The sequence below is a fragment of the Ensifer adhaerens genome (genome assembly GCF_020035535.1).
GTDB lineage: Bacteria > Pseudomonadota > Alphaproteobacteria > Rhizobiales > Rhizobiaceae > Ensifer.
The window spans coordinates 867,481-883,999 of sequence record NZ_CP083349.1; the positions used below are offsets into that span (position 1 = coordinate 867,481).

Annotated in this window: 15 protein-coding genes; 10 read left to right on the forward strand and 5 right to left on the reverse strand. The window is 62.7% G+C overall.

Going from position 1 to position 16,519, the window contains the following annotated elements; genetic code table 11:
* The first annotated feature begins 12 nt into the window (after positions 1–12).
* From LAC81_RS04230 to rarD, 6 genes are all read left to right on the forward strand, one after another.
* Entirely contained in the window at positions 13–504 is a 492-nt protein-coding gene (locus tag LAC81_RS04230; RefSeq protein ID WP_223726846.1) for a GFA family protein, read from the forward strand.
* The gene (locus tag LAC81_RS04235) at positions 501–977 is read left to right on the forward strand and encodes a GFA family protein (RefSeq protein WP_223726847.1); all 477 of its coding nucleotides are present in this window, start codon (positions 501–503) and stop codon (positions 975–977) included. The genes LAC81_RS04230 and LAC81_RS04235 overlap by 4 nt, the downstream gene beginning before the upstream one ends.
* Positions 950–1,471, forward strand: coding sequence for a GFA family protein (locus LAC81_RS04240; RefSeq protein WP_223726848.1), 522 nt, complete (start codon positions 950–952; stop codon positions 1,469–1,471). Before LAC81_RS04235 ends, LAC81_RS04240 begins: the two co-directional genes overlap by 28 nt.
* Before the next feature lie 2 nt (positions 1,472–1,473).
* Entirely contained in the window at positions 1,474–2,436 is a 963-nt protein-coding gene (pip, locus tag LAC81_RS04245; protein ID WP_223726849.1) for a prolyl aminopeptidase, read from the forward strand.
* Positions 2,437–2,471: 35 nt separating this feature from the next.
* Positions 2,472–4,088, forward strand: coding sequence for a citramalate synthase (gene cimA / locus LAC81_RS04250; RefSeq protein ID WP_113536814.1), 1,617 nt, complete (start codon positions 2,472–2,474; stop codon positions 4,086–4,088).
* 212 nt (positions 4,089–4,300) lie between these two features.
* On the forward strand, positions 4,301–5,233 hold the full coding sequence (gene rarD / locus LAC81_RS04255) for an EamA family transporter RarD (protein ID WP_223726850.1): 933 nt from the start codon (positions 4,301–4,303) through the stop codon (positions 5,231–5,233).
* Positions 5,234–5,301: 68 nt separating this feature from the next.
* On the opposite strand, the gene LAC81_RS04260 is transcribed toward rarD, so the two are convergent.
* On the reverse strand, positions 5,302–5,922 hold the full coding sequence (locus tag LAC81_RS04260; RefSeq protein WP_223726851.1) for a TIGR00730 family Rossman fold protein: 621 nt from the start codon (positions 5,920–5,922) through the stop codon (positions 5,302–5,304).
* Positions 5,923–6,166: 244 nt separating this feature from the next.
* On the opposite strand from LAC81_RS04260, the gene LAC81_RS04265 reads away from it, so the two are divergent.
* The 4 genes from LAC81_RS04265 (at position 6,167) to pssA (ending at position 11,754) form a co-directional block, all read left to right on the forward strand.
* The gene (locus tag LAC81_RS04265) at positions 6,167–7,960 is read left to right on the forward strand and encodes a LysM peptidoglycan-binding domain-containing protein (RefSeq protein WP_223726852.1); all 1,794 of its coding nucleotides are present in this window, start codon (positions 6,167–6,169) and stop codon (positions 7,958–7,960) included.
* Between the two features lie 150 nt (positions 7,961–8,110).
* Positions 8,111–10,054 (forward strand): ABCB family ABC transporter ATP-binding protein/permease, encoded by a 1,944-nt coding sequence (locus tag LAC81_RS04270; RefSeq protein WP_419195815.1) that lies wholly within the window; start codon positions 8,111–8,113, stop codon positions 10,052–10,054.
* 116 nt (positions 10,055–10,170) lie between these two features.
* Positions 10,171–10,869, forward strand: coding sequence for a phosphatidylserine decarboxylase (locus tag LAC81_RS04275; protein ID WP_223726854.1), 699 nt, complete (start codon positions 10,171–10,173; stop codon positions 10,867–10,869).
* A 9-nt stretch (positions 10,870–10,878) separates the two neighbouring features.
* Entirely contained in the window at positions 10,879–11,754 is an 876-nt protein-coding gene (gene pssA / locus LAC81_RS04280; RefSeq protein WP_223726855.1) for a CDP-diacylglycerol--serine O-phosphatidyltransferase, read from the forward strand.
* Between the two features lie 109 nt (positions 11,755–11,863).
* Here the strand turns inward: pssA and LAC81_RS04285 are convergent, their stop codons facing one another.
* The 4 genes from LAC81_RS04285 to radA all read right to left on the reverse strand — a co-directional run bounded on the left by LAC81_RS04285 (position 11,864) and on the right by radA (position 16,512).
* Entirely contained in the window at positions 11,864–12,604 is a 741-nt protein-coding gene (locus tag LAC81_RS04285) for an SDR family NAD(P)-dependent oxidoreductase (RefSeq protein WP_113536821.1), read from the reverse strand.
* Positions 12,605–12,616: 12 nt separating this feature from the next.
* Positions 12,617–14,107 carry an amidophosphoribosyltransferase gene (purF, locus tag LAC81_RS04290; RefSeq protein ID WP_223726856.1) on the reverse strand — a complete coding sequence of 497 codons (1,491 nt, stop codon included), beginning with the start codon at positions 14,105–14,107 and terminating at the stop codon, positions 12,617–12,619.
* Positions 14,108–14,252: 145 nt separating this feature from the next.
* Positions 14,253–14,876, reverse strand: coding sequence for a CvpA family protein (locus tag LAC81_RS04295; protein WP_223726857.1), 624 nt, complete (start codon positions 14,874–14,876; stop codon positions 14,253–14,255).
* Positions 14,877–15,108: 232 nt separating this feature from the next.
* Positions 15,109–16,512, reverse strand: a complete 1,404-nt coding sequence (radA, locus tag LAC81_RS04300) for a DNA repair protein RadA (RefSeq protein ID WP_113536824.1) — start codon at positions 16,510–16,512, stop codon at positions 15,109–15,111.
* Positions 16,513–16,519 lie beyond the last annotated feature (7 nt).

Here is a 16,519-nt window from a genome sequence, read left to right on the forward strand (position 1 = left end):
GGAGGAGTTGCGATGAGTCTCGACAACAGGCCCTACTATGCCGGCGGCTGCCAGTGCGGCGCGGTCCGTTTCCGCGTCGAAGGCAAGCTCGGTGATGCATCCGTCTGTCATTGCCGCATGTGCCAGAAGGCGAGCGGCAATTTCTATATGCCCTTGGTTTCGGTTCGCGGCGCGCATGTGACATGGACCCGCGGGGAGCCCAAGCGCTTCCAGTCGTCAAACGTTGCGCGCCGCGGCTTCTGCGCCGATTGTGGCACGCCGCTGACCTATGAGGCACCGGACGGCATGGCGCTGGCGATCGCTGCCTTCGACGAACCGCAAGGCATCGTGCCGACCATCCAATGGGGCGTCGAGGGCAAGCTGCCCTATGTCGATCACGTCGCCGATCTGCCTGGCGTTCATACGCTGGAAGATCCGGACGCGATTGAGTTCCTGACCAATCTCGTTTCCTACCAGCATCCCGACCACGACACCGAAACCTGGCCCCCGGAGGAAAGACGATGAGCAAAAATGTTCGAACAGGCGGATGCCAGTGCGGGGCGGTCCGTTTCCGCATCCGGGGGCAGCTCGGCCGCCCGTCGATCTGCCACTGCCGCATGTGCCAGAAGCAATTCGGCTCGTTCTTCTCCGCGCTGGTGACGGCGCCGAAGGACGGGGTCGAATGGGTGCGGGACGAACCGAGCTATTTCCAGTCCTCGGTCAACATCGACCGCGGCTTCTGCCCGAAATGCGGCACGCCGATGACCTATCGGCACCCGGGCGGCCTCGAGATCGCCATCGGCACCTTTGACGATCGCACCGATCTCGCGCCGAAGATCCAGGTCAACTACGCCGCGCGTCTGCCCTGGGTCGACACGATCTTCGAGCAGCCGGTGCTGGAGGATCCGGATTTCTACGCGCGGCAGGAGAGCATCATCTCCTTCCAGCATCCGGATCATGAAACCGAGCAATGGCATCCTTCGGGAGCATTCCGGTGACCATCGCCCGCATCTATACCGGTGGATGCCAGTGTGGTGCCGTCCGCTATCGTGCCGAGGGTACGCTTGCGGATCCACATATCTGTCATTGCCGGATGTGCCAGAAGGCGGCCGGAAACTACTTCATGCCGCTGGCGAACGTCGCGCGTGACAGTTTCGACATTACCCGCGGCCAGCCGTCGTGGTTCCGCTCGTCGCATCTGGTCCGCCGCGGCTTCTGCAGCCACTGCGGCACACCGCTCTTTTACGACATGCCGGATGCGGGTTTCATCAACATCACGCTCGGCTCGCTCGACGACCCGGATGATGTCTTGCCGGTCTACCAGGCCGGCGTCGAGTCCCGCGTCATCTGGTTCTCGCGGCTTGCCGGGCTGCCGGAAAAAGAGACGGATGATGGTAGCGAGGTGTCCGCCACCCGCCACCTGATCATACTTGAAACAAACCGCCAGCACCCGGACTACGACACCGTGCATTGGCCGCTGACGAAAGACTGAAAATGATGACTGTACTGCGTACGCTCTATCCGGAGATCGAACCCTATGCATCGGGCCACCTCGATGTCGGCGACGGCCACGTGATCTATTGGGAAAAGGTCGGCACGCCAGGCGCCAAGCCAGCCGTTTTCCTGCATGGCGGACCGGGTGGCACGATTTCCGCCAATCATCGCCGCCTGTTCGATCCGGCGCTCTATGACGTGACGCTCTTCGACCAGCGCGGATGCGGCAAGTCGACACCGCATGCAAAGATCGAAGCCAACACGACATGGCATCTCGTCGCCGATATCGAGCGGCTCCGTGAGCAGGCTGGAGTCGACAAGTGGCTGGTCTTCGGCGGCTCCTGGGGATCGACGCTGGCGCTTGCCTATGCTGAGAAACACCCGAGCCGGGTTTCGGAGCTCGTGCTGCGCGGCATCTACACGCTGACGAAGGCCGAGCTCGATTGGTACTATCAGTTCGGCGTCTCGGAAATGTTCCCGGACAAGTGGGAGCGGTTCATCGCGCCCATTCCGGAAGAAGAACGGCACGAGATGATGCACGCCTATCACCGCCGCCTGATGAGCGACGACAAGGCGACGCGCCTTGCCGCCGCGAAGGCCTGGAGCATATGGGAAGGCGAGACGATCACGCTGCTGCCGGAACTTGCGACGAGCGCGCCTTTCGCCGACGATGAATATGCCGACGCCTTTGCGCGCATCGAGAACCACTTCTTCGTCAATGCCGGCTGGATGGACGATGGCCAGTTGTTGCGGGATGCTCACCGGCTTCACGGCATCCCAGGTGTCATCATCCAGGGACGCTACGACATGCCGTGCCCGGCGAAGTACGCCTGGCAATTGCACAAGGCCTGGCCCGGATCCGACCTCCATCTGGTCGAAGGGGCGGGGCACGCCTATTCCGAACCGGGCATTCTCGACCGACTGATCCGTGCCACGGATCAATTCGCAGGCAAGACCGAGTAAGACGAGCAAGAACAGAGCATTTTGGACGATTAGCCATGACCAGCGAACGCATCTATCTCTTCGACACGACGCTACGGGACGGGCAGCAGACGCCCGGCATCGACTTTTCGGTCGAGGACAAGATTGCGATTGCGAGCCTGCTCGATGCGTTTGGCATGGACTACATCGAGGGCGGCTATCCCGGCGCAAACCCGACCGACACCGAGTTCTTCACGCGCAAGCGCACACAGAAGGCGTCCTTCGTCGCCTTCGGCATGACCAAGCGCGCCGGCGTTTCGGCATCCAACGATCCCGGACTCGCGGCATTGCTTGCGGCCAAAAGCGACGCCATCTGTCTGGTCGCCAAGAGCTGGGACTATCATGTCGAGGTGGCACTCGGCTGCACGAATGAGGAAAATCTCGACAACATCAGCGCCTCGGTCGACGCCGTTGTCGCCTCCGGTCGCGAGGCGATGGTCGATTGCGAGCACTTCTTCGACGGCTACAAGGCCAACCCGGCCTATGCGCTCGCCTGCGCCAAGGCCGCCTTCGATGCCGGCGCGCGCTGGGTGGTGCTCTGCGATACGAATGGCGGCACGCAGCCGCCGGAGGTGCGCGAAATCGTTGCCGCTGTGATTGCCGCCGGCGTGCCCGGCGCCAATCTCGGCATCCATGCCCATAACGACACAGGCCAGGCCGTCGCCAATTCGCTGGCGGCCGTCGAAGCCGGTGTACGCCAGATCCAGGGAACGCTGAACGGGATCGGCGAACGCTGCGGCAATGCCAATCTTGTCACGCTGATCCCGACGCTCGCGCTGAAGGAGACCTACTCCAGCCGTTTCGAGACGGCGATCGACGCCGATCGCCTGCAGGAACTGACGAAGCTCGCCCACTCCTTCGACGAACTTCTGAACCGCTCGCCCGACCAGCAGGCCCCTTACGTCGGCGCATCCGCCTTCGCCACCAAGGCCGGCATTCACGCTTCGGCGCTGCTCAAGGATCCGCGCACCTACGAGCATGTCGCGCCGGAAAGCATCGGCAACCTGCGCAAGGTCATGGTCTCCGATCAGGGCGGCAAGGCCAATTTCATCAACGCGCTGAAGCGCCGCGGCATCGTCGTCAGCAAAGACGACCCGAAGCTCGACAAGCTGATCGCGATCGTCAAGGAACGGGAAGCGACCGGGTATGCCTATGAGGGGGCGGATGCGAGCTTCGCGCTGCTCGCGAGCCGCATCCTCGGCACGGTGCCGGATTTCTTTCACGTCGAAAGCTTCCGCGTCATGGTCGAACGGCGTTTCGACGCCAACGGCCAGCTGAAGACGGTGTCGGAAGCGGTGGTGAAGGTGGTCGTCGACGGCGAGACGATGATGTCGGTCGCCGAGGGGCACGGACCGGTCAATGCCCTCGATCTCGCGCTGCGCAAGGATCTCGGCAAATACCAGTCGGAAATCGCCGACCTCGAACTGGCGGACTACAAGGTCCGTATCCTCAATGGCGGCACCGAGGCGATCACCCGCGTGCTGATCGAATCGACCGACGGCACCGGCGCGCGCTGGTGGACGGTGGGCGTGTCCGACAACATCATCGACGCATCGTTCCAGGCGCTGATGGACAGCATCATCTTCAAGCTGCTGAAGAACCGTGACCACCTGGGCCTGATCGCCGCCGAGTGACCTTGGCGATCCGCCAGCCCTAGCCTTCTATGAAGGGATGATGAGCAAAAGTCACCATCCCTTCACGGAAATGAATTGGTGCATAACCGGGCATTGGGGTAGGACCCGTTTATGGGAATTTGTGCCGGCCGGTAAGCCGTGCCTTCCCGTCCGACCGAAGAGCGGCCGTTGCCGCCAGGGCTCTCCGGAAAAAAGCACCAGGAAAAGATGATATGGCCGAGCCGAAAGCACCCGCCGAAAATACCGATTCCGCGAAAGGCTTTGCCTTCGCGCTTACCGCCTATCTGCTTTGGGGCTTCCTGCCCTTCTTCATGAAGGCGGTTGCCCACATCCCGGCGCCGGAAGTGGTGGCGCACCGGATCGTGTGGTCGGTGCCGCTCGCGGGTCTCGTGCTGCTCTGGCTCGGACGCACCGATGACATCAAGACGGCGTTGCGCTCGCCGCGCATGCTGTGCATGGCGGCGTTGACCGCCGTGCTCATCACCATCAACTGGGGCATCTATGTCTGGGCAATCGGTGCGGGGCGCGCCATCGAAACCGCGCTCGGCTACTACATCAATCCGCTCTTCTCGATCTTCCTCGGCGCGGTGCTTTTGAAGGAGAGGCCGAACCCGGCGCAGATGGTTGCAATCGCGCTCGCTGCCTCCGCCGTCGCCGTGCTCGCCTTCGATGCCGGCGGTCTGCCGTGGGTGTCGATCGGTCTCTGCCTGTCTTGGGGTTTCTACGCCTTCTTCCGCAAAACCTTGCCGGTTGGGCCCAATCAGGGCTTCTTCCTCGAAGTCCTGCTGCTGAGCGTGCCTGCCATCGGTTACATCATCTGGCTGGAGACAACGGGGCAGGGACATTTCGGTGACACCGGCATGGCCGACGTCCTGTGGCTGCTGTCCTGCGGCATCGTCACGGCCGTGCCGCTGATGATCTATGCCAACGGCGCCAAGCTCCTGCGCCTGTCGACCATCGGCATCATGCAGTACATCGCGCCGACGATGATCTTCGTGATCGCCGTCTTCGTCTTCCACGAGCCCTTCGGCACGGCAAAGCTCATCGCCTTCGGTCTGATCTGGGCGGCGCTGGTGATCTATACCGGCGCGATGCTGGCCGAAAGCAGGGCGCGCCGCGCCCTGCTTTCAAGCCCCGCCGAATAAGGTCGGTGGCGATAGAAACAAAAAGGCGCGCCGGGAGGCGCGCCTTTTTTTGTTAGCTGAACAGGTTCTTAAAGCTTGGAGATGATCTCGGCTTCGCCGTCACGGCCCTTGCCGCCATTGGCTGCCGCAAGGATGGCCGGAACGATGCCTTCGGCATCATCGACGACCAACGGCTGCACGAGATGCGCCGTATGGACGAAACCCTCGTCACGCATGTGCTGCAGCAGGTCCAGCATCGGTCGCCAGAATTTGTTGATGTTGCCGAAAACCATCGGTTTGCGGTGACGGCCAAGCTGCGCCCAGGTCATGATCTCGACGATCTCTTCCAGAGTGCCGATGCCGCCCGGCAGAGCGACGAAGGCGTCGGCCCGTTCGAACATCGTATGCTTGCGCTCGTGCATGTCGGCGGTGACGATCAACTCGTTCAGCTGACCGAGCGAATGACGGGTGGCTTCCTTGTCCATCAGGAATTCGGGGATGATGCCGGTAACTTCGCCGCCGTTCGAAAGGACGCCGCTGGCCACTGCTCCCATGATGCCGCGCGTGCCGCCGCCATAGACGAGGCGAAGGCCGTGATCGGCAATCGAACGGCCAAATGCGCGGCCGGATTCCATGTAGGCGTTGTCGCGTCCGGGCTGTGAACCACAATAGACGCAGATGGATCGAATCGTGCTGTTCTGGGTGCTCATGCCCCCAAAAAACATTGCAGCGCAGCATGGGTCAAGAAAAATGAGGGGAAACCGGGCTTTCTGCGGGTTGCCGCGCCTTCGGCAGCTTGTGCGCCGAATCGCGAATCGCTAGCAATTTCAGGGATTGATTGAACAAATCGGACGAGTTGCTTGCTGTTGCGCTATAATATCCGGCGCAAGCCCGCACCGCAGGCCGATGCGAGGGCATGCGCGGAGCGTTGCTCCGCTCCGTGTGGAGAGTGGCATGATCAAAAATAAGGCCGGCTGGGTGGCCATTACTGTGCTCGTGGCAGCGACAGCGTTGATGGTATTCGTGGTGCAACCGAATCTGCGTGGCGACGGCAAGAAGCCGGCGGACGAGCCGGTTGCAGGCGGCGCGACCCAATCGAACGACACCGCTTCGGCCTCCGGTGGCCCGCAGGCGACCGATGCGACGGCAAAGCCACAGGATGCAAAGGCTGCCGAAGCCGCGAAGTCCGGCGAGGCCGCCGGCACCGCGGCCGAACAGACAGCCAATGCTGCGCCGACGAACGCGCCCGCCGAAAATCCGGCCGTTCCCGGTTTCGACGTGCTGCGCGTCGAGCCTGATGGTTCGACCGTGATCGCCGGGCATGCGGAGCCGGGTTCGAAGCTCGAGATTTTGAGCGGTGACACCGTTGTCGGCACCGCCGATGTCGGTGCGACGGGCGACTTCGCCGCAGTCTTCGACAAGCCTCTGCCGGCTGGCGATTATCAGTTGACGCTGCGCAGCACCGGCGAGGACGGCACAGTGAAGAGTTCCGAAGAGGTTGCGACCGTTTCGGTTCCGAAGGATCCGTCCGGCCAACTTCTCGCCATGGTATCGAAGCCGGGTGAGGCAAGCCGGCTGATGACGACACCGGAGGCCGGCAAGACGGAAGCCGGGCAACCGGCTGAGGTCGCGTCGACTGCGACGCAGTCGCCGCTAGCGACCGGCGATGCATCCTCCGCCCCGGCAAAGGCAGTCGGCGTTCCCGGCTTGCAGGTGAGTGCCGTCGAGATCGAGGGCAGCAAGATGTTCGTCGCCGGCAGCGCCAAGCCGCGTGCGCTGGTGCGGGTCTATGCGGATGACAAGCTGCTCGGCGAAATGAAGGCCGACGATAAAGGCAATTTCGTCGTCGATGGCGAGATCGAGTTGACCGTGGGCAGCCACATCATCCGAGCCGACATGCTGAACGAGGATGGCAGCAAGGTTGCCATGCGTGCATCCGTTCCCTTTGATCGTCCCGCCGGTTCGCAGGTTGCCGCAGTGGCACCGTCAAGCACGCCTTCGGCGACCGCCGGTCTTGATGGCGTACGCGCTGAGGCTGGCAAGGCCCTGGCTCTGTTGAAGGGGCTCTACGCCAACGGCAAGGTGCCGACAGGCGAGCAACTCGCCGCTGCGCGTTCCGCCACGGAAATTGCTCTGAAGTCGCTGGCCGATTTCCGGCTCGCCGATAATTCCGATCAGGTACTGGCGGCAACAGCGGCGCGGGCGTCGAAGGCGGCAGCCGACGCCCTGGCAGCCTTGAAGGCCGCGCCGCAAGATGCGCCGAGCGTTGCTTCGGCGCTTGCCAAGGTCGACGCGTCCGTCGGCCCGGTTCTGGCCGAACGCGGCAGCGCGACGCCGGCGTCGGACGAACAGGCCCTGCCGAAGGGTAATGCTCCGGCACAGGGCGAACTGGCGAAGGCCATGGGCGCAGGCAGTGCAGTGGTCAGCGATGCGGTAACGACGCCGGCACCGAGCACGGAGACCGCAGCGGCTTCCCCCACGCAGGAAGAGCCGCAGACGGTCCAGCAGGAACCGCTCAAGGAAAGCAAGTCTTCCGTGATCATCCGTCGCGGCGACACCTTGTGGCAGATTTCGCGGCGCGTCTATGGTGCAGGCCTGCGCTACACCACCATCTATCTCGCCAATCAGGATCAGATCGAAGACCCGGATCGCATTCGCCCGGGACAGGTCTTCGGAGTGCCCGACAAGGCGCTGCCGGACGATGAATCGCGCGAGATTCACAGAAAGCACATGAAACACGAGCAATAGGCTGTCGATCGCCCGCCAACGACATTGCGGCGGCGGCGATGGATGCTTATCTCTCGATCAAGGGCGGCGCCTTCAATGAGGCGCCGCTTTTCATTGAACGGTGATGACGGCGTTGCTTGTCTTCGGATAGAGGGAAAACGCGGTGTGGCAATGCTCGCGGGGCTGCCGCGGCCGCCGGCAGCGCGAAACGTAAGAGCGGATCAGAACGTGGCACCCCAGAAGAAAACCGTTTCGGCCGATACGAGCAATCCGTTGCAGACGATTGCCAATCTCTGGCCTTACATGTGGCCGACGGACAGGGCTGATCTCAAGCTCCGGGTCATCTGGGCGACCGTCATCCTGATCATCGCCAAGGTCGTCCTGATCCTCGTTCCCTATTCCTTCAAATGGGCGACGGACGCGCTGAACGGCAAGCCCGACGTCCTGGGATTCTTGCCCACGTTCATGACCGGTGCGGTCATGCTGGTGCTGGCCTACAACCTCGCGCGTCTGCTTCAGGCCGGCCTGAACCAGCTTCGCGATGCGCTGTTTGCAAGCGTCGGCCAGCACGCGGTCAGGCAGCTCGCCTACAAGACCTTCGTTCACATGCACCAGCTTTCGCTGCGCTTCCATCTGGAACGGCGTACCGGCGGGCTTTCGCGCGTCATCGAGCGCGGCACCAAGGGCATCGAGACGATCGTCCGCTTCACCATCCTGAACAGCGTGCCGACCCTGATCGAATTCCTGCTGACGGCTGTGATCTTCTGGTGGGGCTACGGCTTCAGCTATCTGCTGGTGACGGCCGTCACCGTCTGGCTGTACATCTGGTTCACGGTCAAGGCGAGCGACTGGCGCATCGCCATCCGCCGCTCGATGAACGACAGTGACACCGACGCCAACACAAAGGCGATCGACTCGCTCCTGAACTTCGAAACGGTCAAGTATTTCGGCAACGAAGAGATGGAAGCCCGTCGCTTCGACAAGTCGATGGAGCGCTATGAGGCGGCGGCCACCCAGGTCTGGACCTCGCTTGGGTGGCTCAATTTCGGCCAGGCACTGATCTTCGGCGCCGGTACGGCGGTGATGATGGTCATGTCGGCACTCGCCGTTCAGCGCGGCGAACAGACGCTCGGCGATTTCGTCTTCATCAATGCGATGCTGATCCAGCTGGCGATTCCGCTCAATTTCATCGGCTTCGTCTACCGCGAAATCCGCCAGGGCCTGACCGATATCGAGCATATGTTCGATCTTCTCGACGTTCGCGCCGAAGTGGTGGACCGCCCGGGCGCGACCGAACTTGCCATTGGCAAGGGCGCCATCGCCTTCAAGGACGTGCATTTCGCCTATGATCCGGCACGACCGATCCTCAAGGGCATCACCTTCGAAGTGCCCGCCGGCAAGACGGTCGCAGTCGTCGGCCCGTCGGGCGCTGGCAAGTCGACACTCTCCCGGCTGCTCTATCGCTTCTACGATGTGCAGGCGGGAGCGATCACCGTCGATGGCCAGGATGTGCGCACGGTCACGCAGAAGAGCCTGCGCTCGGTCATCGGCATGGTGCCGCAGGATACGGTGCTCTTCAACGACACGATTGCCTACAACATCCGCTACGGCCGGGTCTCGGCCAGCGAGGCCGAGGTCGAGGCAGCGGCCGAGGCCGCACAGATCGCCGGCTTCATCCGCACCCTGCCGGAAGGCTTCCAGGCCATGGTCGGCGAGCGCGGCCTGAAACTCTCCGGCGGCGAGAAGCAGCGCGTTGCAATCGCCCGCACGATTCTGAAAGCCCCACCGATCCTGATCCTCGACGAGGCGACTTCGGCGCTGGACACGCGCACCGAGCAGGAAATCCAGTCGGCGCTTGACGTGGTATCGCGCAATCGCACGACGCTCGTCATTGCGCACCGGCTCTCGACCGTCATCAACGCCGACGAGATCATCGTGCTCAAGGATGGTGTCATCGCGGAGCGAGGCACCCATGGCGAGTTGATCGATCGCGACGGCCTCTATGCTTCGATGTGGAGCCGCCAGCGCGAAGCAACGCAGGCGGAAGAGCAGTTGAAGCGGGTGCGCGAGAGCGACGATCTCGGTATTGTCACGCGCGGCGAACCGGCGGTCTAGGGATGATTTCTTTCTTTGCTGAGCGCGACGCGTTTTGTCGCTGTCTGGCGGGTGACGTTGCCCGCCAGGGCATTTCGCGCTAGTTCACGTTCCACGGAAAATCTGGAGTAGAGTTCATGAGCCTGGTCAATACGATCCGCAACACGCTCGTACCGGTCCACAAGGAAGGCTATCGCTTCGTCGCGATCTTCTTCGTCGTGTCGCTGGTGCTTGGCTTCCTGTGGGAGCCGTTGATGTGGATCGGCTTCGTGCTGACCGCCTGGTGCGCCTATTTCTTCCGTGACCCGGAGCGCATGACCCCGCTCGATGACGATCTGGTGATCAGCCCAGCCGACGGCCGCGTTTCGTCGATCGCAACGGTCATGCCGCCGGAAGAGCTGAACCTCGGTTCGGAACCGATGCTTCGCATCTCGGTTTTCATGAACGTGTTCAATTGCCATGTGAACCGTGCGCCGATGGCTGGTACAATCACCCGCGTCGCCTATCGCGCCGGCAAGTTCGTCAATGCCGAGCTGGACAAGGCGAGCCACGAGAACGAACGTAACGGGCTGGTGATCGAGACCAAGCACGGCCAGATTGGCGTCGTCCAGATTGCCGGCCTCGTCGCACGTCGTATTCTCTGCTGGAAGTATGAAAACGGCTCGCTGGACGCAGGTGAACGCTTCGGCCTGATCCGCTTCGGCTCGCGCCTCGACGTCTTCCTGCCTGCAGGAGCCGAGCCGCGCGTCAGCGTCGGCCAGACCGCGGTTGCCGGCGAGACCGTGCTTGCCGAATTCGGCTCGGCCAAGGGCCCGGTCATCAGCCGCCGCGCGTAAGGAGTGTACATGGAAGGCTCTGAACAGGAAAAAGCGGCCGAACCGCCGAAAGTGGCCGGCGACGCGAACGGTTCCAACGACACCGGTCGCGGTCCTCGCCTGCGCGAGATACCGCTGCGCTTGATGATCCCGAACCTGATTACGGTTCTGGCGATCTGTGCAGGCCTCTCCGGCATTCGGCTGGCCTTCGAAAACCGCATCGAGCTCGCCGTCGCCATGGTTTTGCTCGCGGCTTTCCTTGATGGCATCGACGGTCGTGTAGCACGCGCCCTGAAGGCGACGTCGAATTTCGGTGGCCAGATGGACTCGCTCGCCGACATCATCAACTTCGGCGTTGCGCCGGCGCTTGTGCTCTACGTTTTCATCCTGGATCAGGCCCGCTCGATCGGCTGGATCGCCGCACTGATCTATGCGATCGCCTGTGGTTTGCGGTTGGCGCGCTTTAACGTCATGGCGGAGCGCCAGTCCAAGGCGCCGTGGCAGTCGGAGTATTTTGTCGGTGTGCCGGCGCCCGCGGGCGCCATGCTGGTGCTGCTGCCGGTCTATCTCGGCCTCCTGGGTCTTGCGCCGGAACGCACTTTCGCCCTGATTGCTTCCGCCTATACGGTGCTGATCGCCTTCCTGCTCGTCAGCCGTCTGCCGGTGTGGTCCGGAAAGTCGGAAAACAGCCGCGTGCGCCGCGATCTCGTCCTGCCGGCCATTCTCGGTGTCGTCTTCTACGTGGCGACTCTGATGACCTATACCTGGGAAACGATGGCATTGACGGCACTTGGCTACCTGATCACCCTGCCGTTTGGCGCACGCTCGTGGCAGCGCAAATATGGCGGCGACTGGCCGGCCCATCCGTCGACCGGCGGTGACGGTCTGCCTGGCGACAAGGACTGAAGCGTTCCTCCGAAAGCTGCGAAACGACAATCCCTTCAGAAATTACGGACAAAAGAAAAGGCCACCGTGGGGACACGGTGGCCTTTTTCCATGAGCGATGCGTCAAAGACTATTCCGGCATCCGGTAGTCGACGATCTTGTCCTCGCGAACGATATAGAGCTTGCCGGTCTCGGTCTGGTCGGGGCCTACGAGCGGAAGCAGCTTGGCGGCAACCTCTGAAGGATGCGGCACGGTCTCCGGATCCTCGCCGGGCATCGCCTGGGCGCGCATGGCAGTGCGAGTTGCGCCCGGATCGACGGAGAGGATGCGCAGCGGCAGGCGCTGCGTTTCGCCGGCCCAGGTGCGGGCCAGCGCCTCGACGGCAGCCTTGGAGGCGGAGTAGGGACCCCAGAAAGGCTTGCACTTGTGTGCAGCGCTCGAAGACAGGATCAGTGCGCGGCCGGCATCCGACTTAATCAGCAGCGGCTCCAGCGAACGGATCAGCCTCCAGGTCGCGTTGACGTTGATGTTCATCACCTTTTCGAACACCTTCGCCTCGACATGGCCGATCGGTGAGATCGTGCCGAGCACGCCGGCATTGGCGACCAGGATATCGAGTTTGCCCCAGCGCTCGTTGATGGCGCCACCGAGCTTGTCGATCGCCGCCATGTCGGCGAGGTCGAACGGCACCAGCGTGGCCGAACCGCCCGCCGCCTTGATTGCGTCGTCGAGTTCCTCGAGGCCGCCGACGGTGCGCGCGCAGGCGACGACATGGGCACCGGCCTTGGCCAGTTCGAGAGCGGTGAAATAGCCGATACCGCGCGACGCGCCGGTGACCACGGCCACCCGGCCTTTGAGATCGATCGTCATTTTGTTTTCTGATTATCCGTTGCTGGCGAGAACCGAAAGTTTGCGGACATTGCTGGCGCCTTCCTGGTCGAGAAGGCGGGTCGGATAGTCCCCGGTGAAATAGTGGTCGGTGAATTGCGGTGCCTTGGGATCGCGCTTTTCGCCGCCGACTGCCTCATAGAGGCCATCGATCGACAGGAACTCGAGCGAGTCGGCGCCGATATAGCGGCACATGGACGCGAGGTCGGCATGCTGGTTGGCGAGCAGCTTGTCGCGATCCGGGGTGTCGATACCGTAGAAATCGGGATGGAAGATCATCGGGCTGGCGACGCGGACATGTACTTCACGCGCGCCGGCATCCCGCATCATCTGCACGATCTTCACAGACGTCGTGCCGCGCACGATCGAATCGTCGACGAGGATGACGCGCTTACCCTCAATCATCGCACGGTTGGCCGAATGCTTGAGCTTGACGCCGAAGGCGCGGATCTGCTGCGTCGGCTCGATGAAGGTACGGCCGACATAGTGGTTGCGGATGATGCCGTATTCGAACGGGATGCCGCTCTGCTGCGCATAGCCCAGAGCCGCCGGCGTGCCGCCATCCGGGACCGGAACCACCACGTCCGCGTCGATGGGCGCTTCCTTGGCGAGGTTGATGCCCATGTTCTTGCGCGAAACGTAGATACTGCGGCCACCCACGACCGAATCCGGCCGGGCGAAATAGACGTATTCGAACAGGCAGAGCCGCTCCGGCTGCGATAGCTCGGGCTTGCGTGCATCGATCGAGATCGAACCGTCGGGCTGGATTTCGCAGATGATCACTTCGCCGTTCTCGACGTCGCGAACATAGGTCGCGCCGATGATGTCGAGTGCGCAGGTCTCGGAGCAGAAGATCGGCTTGCCGTCGAGTTCGCCCATGACGAGCGGGCGGATGCCGATCGGATCGCGCGCAGCGATCAGTTTGGTGCGAGTCATCGCCAGCATCGAATAGCCGCCTTCCATCTGGCGGATGGCGTCGATGAAGCGGTCGGACGAGGAGGTCTGCTTGGACCGCGCAATCAAGTGCAGGACGACTTCAGTGTCGGAGGTCGACTGACAGATTGCGCCGTCGGCAATCAGTTGCCGGCGAAGGGTGAGGCCGTTGGTAAAGTTGCCGTTATGGGCGACCGCGATGCCACCGACTTCGAGTTCGGCAAAGAGCGGCTGCACGTTGCGCAGCGCCACTTCGCCTGTCGTCGAGTAGCGGGTATGGCCGATCGACATGAAGCCCGGCAGCTTCGCCAGCGTCGCGGGATCCGTGTAATGATCGCCAACGAGGCCCATGCGTTTCTCGGTGCAGAACTGCTTGCCGTCGAAGGTGACGATGCCGGCTGCTTCCTGGCCGCGATGCTGGAGCGCATGCAGGCCGAGCGCCGTCAGCGCCGCCGCGTCCGAGTGCCCCAATATGCCGAAGACGCCGCACTCTTCGTGCAGCTCATCGCCTTCGAGTTCATCGTGGATTTCCATGGATCTCAGATCGGTCATCACAGTCGCCTTTGCTCCGTACCGGTGCGCATATCGTGATCAGGCCCGCCGTCTTCAAGCGATCTTAGCTGAAAACGGCTGCAAGCGTTATTCCCCAAAAGGACAAAGCCCGCGGGGCGGGCTTTGTCGGCAAATCGTTCCTGTCTCAGCCGTTGGTGGCCGGAGCGTCGTCGGCGGGCGCCTGTTCCGGCGTCGTCGTCGGTGCCTGGCCGGGTGCCGTTGCCGGTGCTTCGCCTTCACCTTCGCCGGTCGTATCCTTGCCGCGCAGGCGGTCGAGAATCGTGGCGTCGGCTTCTTCCGGCAGCAGCGCGATCAGCTTGTTGCCGAGATTGTCAAGCAGCGGTTTCGACTTCGCGTGGGTGACCCAGCCCGGCTGCTGCTGCGGTGCGACGAGCCAGTTGAAGAACAGCATTGCGACGACGACAAGCAGAATGCCGCGAGCGGCTCCAAACAGGAAGCCGAGCGTGCGGTCGAGCGCACCGATGCGGCTGTCGATGATGAAATCGGCAATCCGCATGGTGATGAAGGAAATGATGATCAGCGCAACCAGGAAGATCACCGCCGCCGATCCGATCAGCGCGACGGTATCGCTATTGGTGTACTGCTTGGCATAGGGCAGAAGCTGCGGGTAGAGGAAATAGGCCGCCGCGGCCGCACCTACCCAGCTCGCGACCGAGAGCACCTCGCGCGAGAAGCCTCGAACCATGGCCAGGATTGCGGAAAACAGGGCGACGCCGAGAACGATACCGTCGAGAATTGTAATGGGCATTTTGTCCTTACTCCGGACCCGGTTCGTCCGGGTCTCCTCAAGCCTATCCGCCATCGGCCCTGCCTGATGTCCAGGGCATTTGCAGCCTGCTCGCGGCCCTCACAGCGCTGCGCGTCTTTTCGGACGTGCAAAAGGTCGCTGCAACGCTCAGATCTGCTGCATAATTTTGTCCCTAGATCGATCCGGATCTAAGGGCTTATGCAGTAGAGGACGGTCTGCGGCATCCGCGTCTTCAGTCCTCGTTCTCCGCCGGTCTCAGCGCGTTTCGCGAACCCGCGATGCGCGCCACCAGATCCGGCAGGCTTTCCATTTCGCTCCATCGGCCATTGCCGTTTTTCGGCAATTCGGTGGACGCGGACGGCAGGACCGCCTGTGAGAACCCGAGTTTCTCGGCTTCTTTAAGGCGTTGTGCGGTATGCGCAACCGGCCGGATGGCGCCCGACAAGCTGACTTCGCCGAAATAGACGCAATCCGCAGGAAGGGCAAGCCCGGCAAGCGATGAAACCAGTGCGGAAGCCACAGCTAGATCGGCAGCGGGCTCGGAAATGCGGTAACCGCCGGCAATGTTGAGATAGACGTCGTGCTGGCCGAGCCTTACCCCGCAATGGGCTTCGAGCACGGCGAGGATCATCGACAGACGGGCTGAATCCCAGCCGACGATGGCGCGCCGCGGCGTGCCGAGCGATGTCGGGGCAACGAGCGCCTGCACTTCGACGAGCACTGGGCGGGTGCCTTCCATGCCGGCAAAGACAGCCGCGCCCGGGGATTTCTCGTTGCGCTCACCGAGAAAGAGTTCCGATGGGTTGGCGACTTCGCGCAACCCCTTGTCGGACATCTCGAACACGCCGATCTCGTCGGTTGGCCCGAAGCGATTCTTGACGGTGCGCAGAATGCGGTAATGGTGGCCACGGTCGCCTTCGAAGTAAAGCACGGCATCGACCATGTGCTCGACGACGCGCGGTCCGGCGATCTGGCCTTCCTTGGTGACGTGGCCGACCAGAACGACGGCGGTTCCCGTCTGCTTGGCAAAGCGGATCATCGCCTGGACGCCGGTGCGGACCTGGGTGACGGTGCCGGGCGCCGAATCGACGATGTCGCTCCAGAGCGTCTGGATCGAGTCGATGATCACCAAATCCGGCCGTTTACCTTCGGAAAGCGTTGCCAGGATGTCCTCGACATTGGTCTCGGCGGCGAGCAGCACGTCGCTGTCGGCGGCACCCAGACGCTGCGCGCGCAGCCGCACCTGTGCCACAGCCTCTTCACCCGAGACATAGATGACGCGGTGCTTGCGGCGCGAGAGGGCGGCGGCCGCCTGCATCAACACCGTCGATTTTCCGATCCCGGGATCGCCGCCGACGAGCAGCGCCGAGCCGCGAACGAAGCCCCCGCCGGTCACCCGGTCGAGTTCGGAAATGCCTGTCTGGATCCGTGGCGCATCTTCGATCTCGCCGGAAAGTGTGGTGAGCGCAACCGGGCGTCCCTTCTTTGGCGCGCGCGAGGGTCCACCGCCGATGCCGGCTGTCGGATCGTCCTCGATGATCGTGTTCCATTCGCCGCAGCCTTCGCATTTACCCACCCAGCGGGTGTGGATGGTGCCGCAGTTCTGGCAGATGAATTGTGTGCGGGCTTTCGCCATCAGGGTC

What these genes read in the sequence shown, in the direction of transcription:
- LAC81_RS04295 (WP_223726857.1), bottom strand. Translation starts at nt 14,876, where the DNA reads ATGCCCATTACAATTCTCGACGGTATCGTTCTCGGCGTCGCCCTGTTT.
- LAC81_RS04275 (WP_223726854.1), top strand. Translation starts at nt 10,171, where the DNA reads ATGAGCCTGGTCAATACGATCCGCAACACGCTCGTACCGGTCCACAAG.
- purF (WP_223726856.1), bottom strand. Translation starts at nt 14,107, where the DNA reads ATGACCGATCTGAGATCCATGGAAATCCACGATGAACTCGAAGGCGAT.
- LAC81_RS04260 (WP_223726851.1), bottom strand. Translation starts at nt 5,922, where the DNA reads ATGAGCACCCAGAACAGCACGATTCGATCCATCTGCGTCTATTGTGGT.
- radA (WP_113536824.1), bottom strand. Translation starts at nt 16,512, where the DNA reads ATGGCGAAAGCCCGCACACAATTCATCTGCCAGAACTGCGGCACCATC.
- cimA (WP_113536814.1), top strand. Translation starts at nt 2,472, where the DNA reads ATGACCAGCGAACGCATCTATCTCTTCGACACGACGCTACGGGACGGG.
- rarD (WP_223726850.1), top strand. Translation starts at nt 4,301, where the DNA reads ATGGCCGAGCCGAAAGCACCCGCCGAAAATACCGATTCCGCGAAAGGC.
- LAC81_RS04230 (WP_223726846.1), top strand. Translation starts at nt 13, where the DNA reads ATGAGTCTCGACAACAGGCCCTACTATGCCGGCGGCTGCCAGTGCGGC.
- pssA (WP_223726855.1), top strand. Translation starts at nt 10,879, where the DNA reads ATGGAAGGCTCTGAACAGGAAAAAGCGGCCGAACCGCCGAAAGTGGCC.
- pip (WP_223726849.1), top strand. Translation starts at nt 1,474, where the DNA reads ATGATGACTGTACTGCGTACGCTCTATCCGGAGATCGAACCCTATGCA.
- LAC81_RS04270 (WP_419195815.1), top strand. Translation starts at nt 8,111, where the DNA reads ATGCTCGCGGGGCTGCCGCGGCCGCCGGCAGCGCGAAACGTAAGAGCG.
- LAC81_RS04235 (WP_223726847.1), top strand. Translation starts at nt 501, where the DNA reads ATGAGCAAAAATGTTCGAACAGGCGGATGCCAGTGCGGGGCGGTCCGT.
- LAC81_RS04265 (WP_223726852.1), top strand. Translation starts at nt 6,167, where the DNA reads ATGATCAAAAATAAGGCCGGCTGGGTGGCCATTACTGTGCTCGTGGCA.
- LAC81_RS04285 (WP_113536821.1), bottom strand. Translation starts at nt 12,604, where the DNA reads ATGACGATCGATCTCAAAGGCCGGGTGGCCGTGGTCACCGGCGCGTCG.
- LAC81_RS04240 (WP_223726848.1), top strand. Translation starts at nt 950, where the DNA reads ATGGCATCCTTCGGGAGCATTCCGGTGACCATCGCCCGCATCTATACC.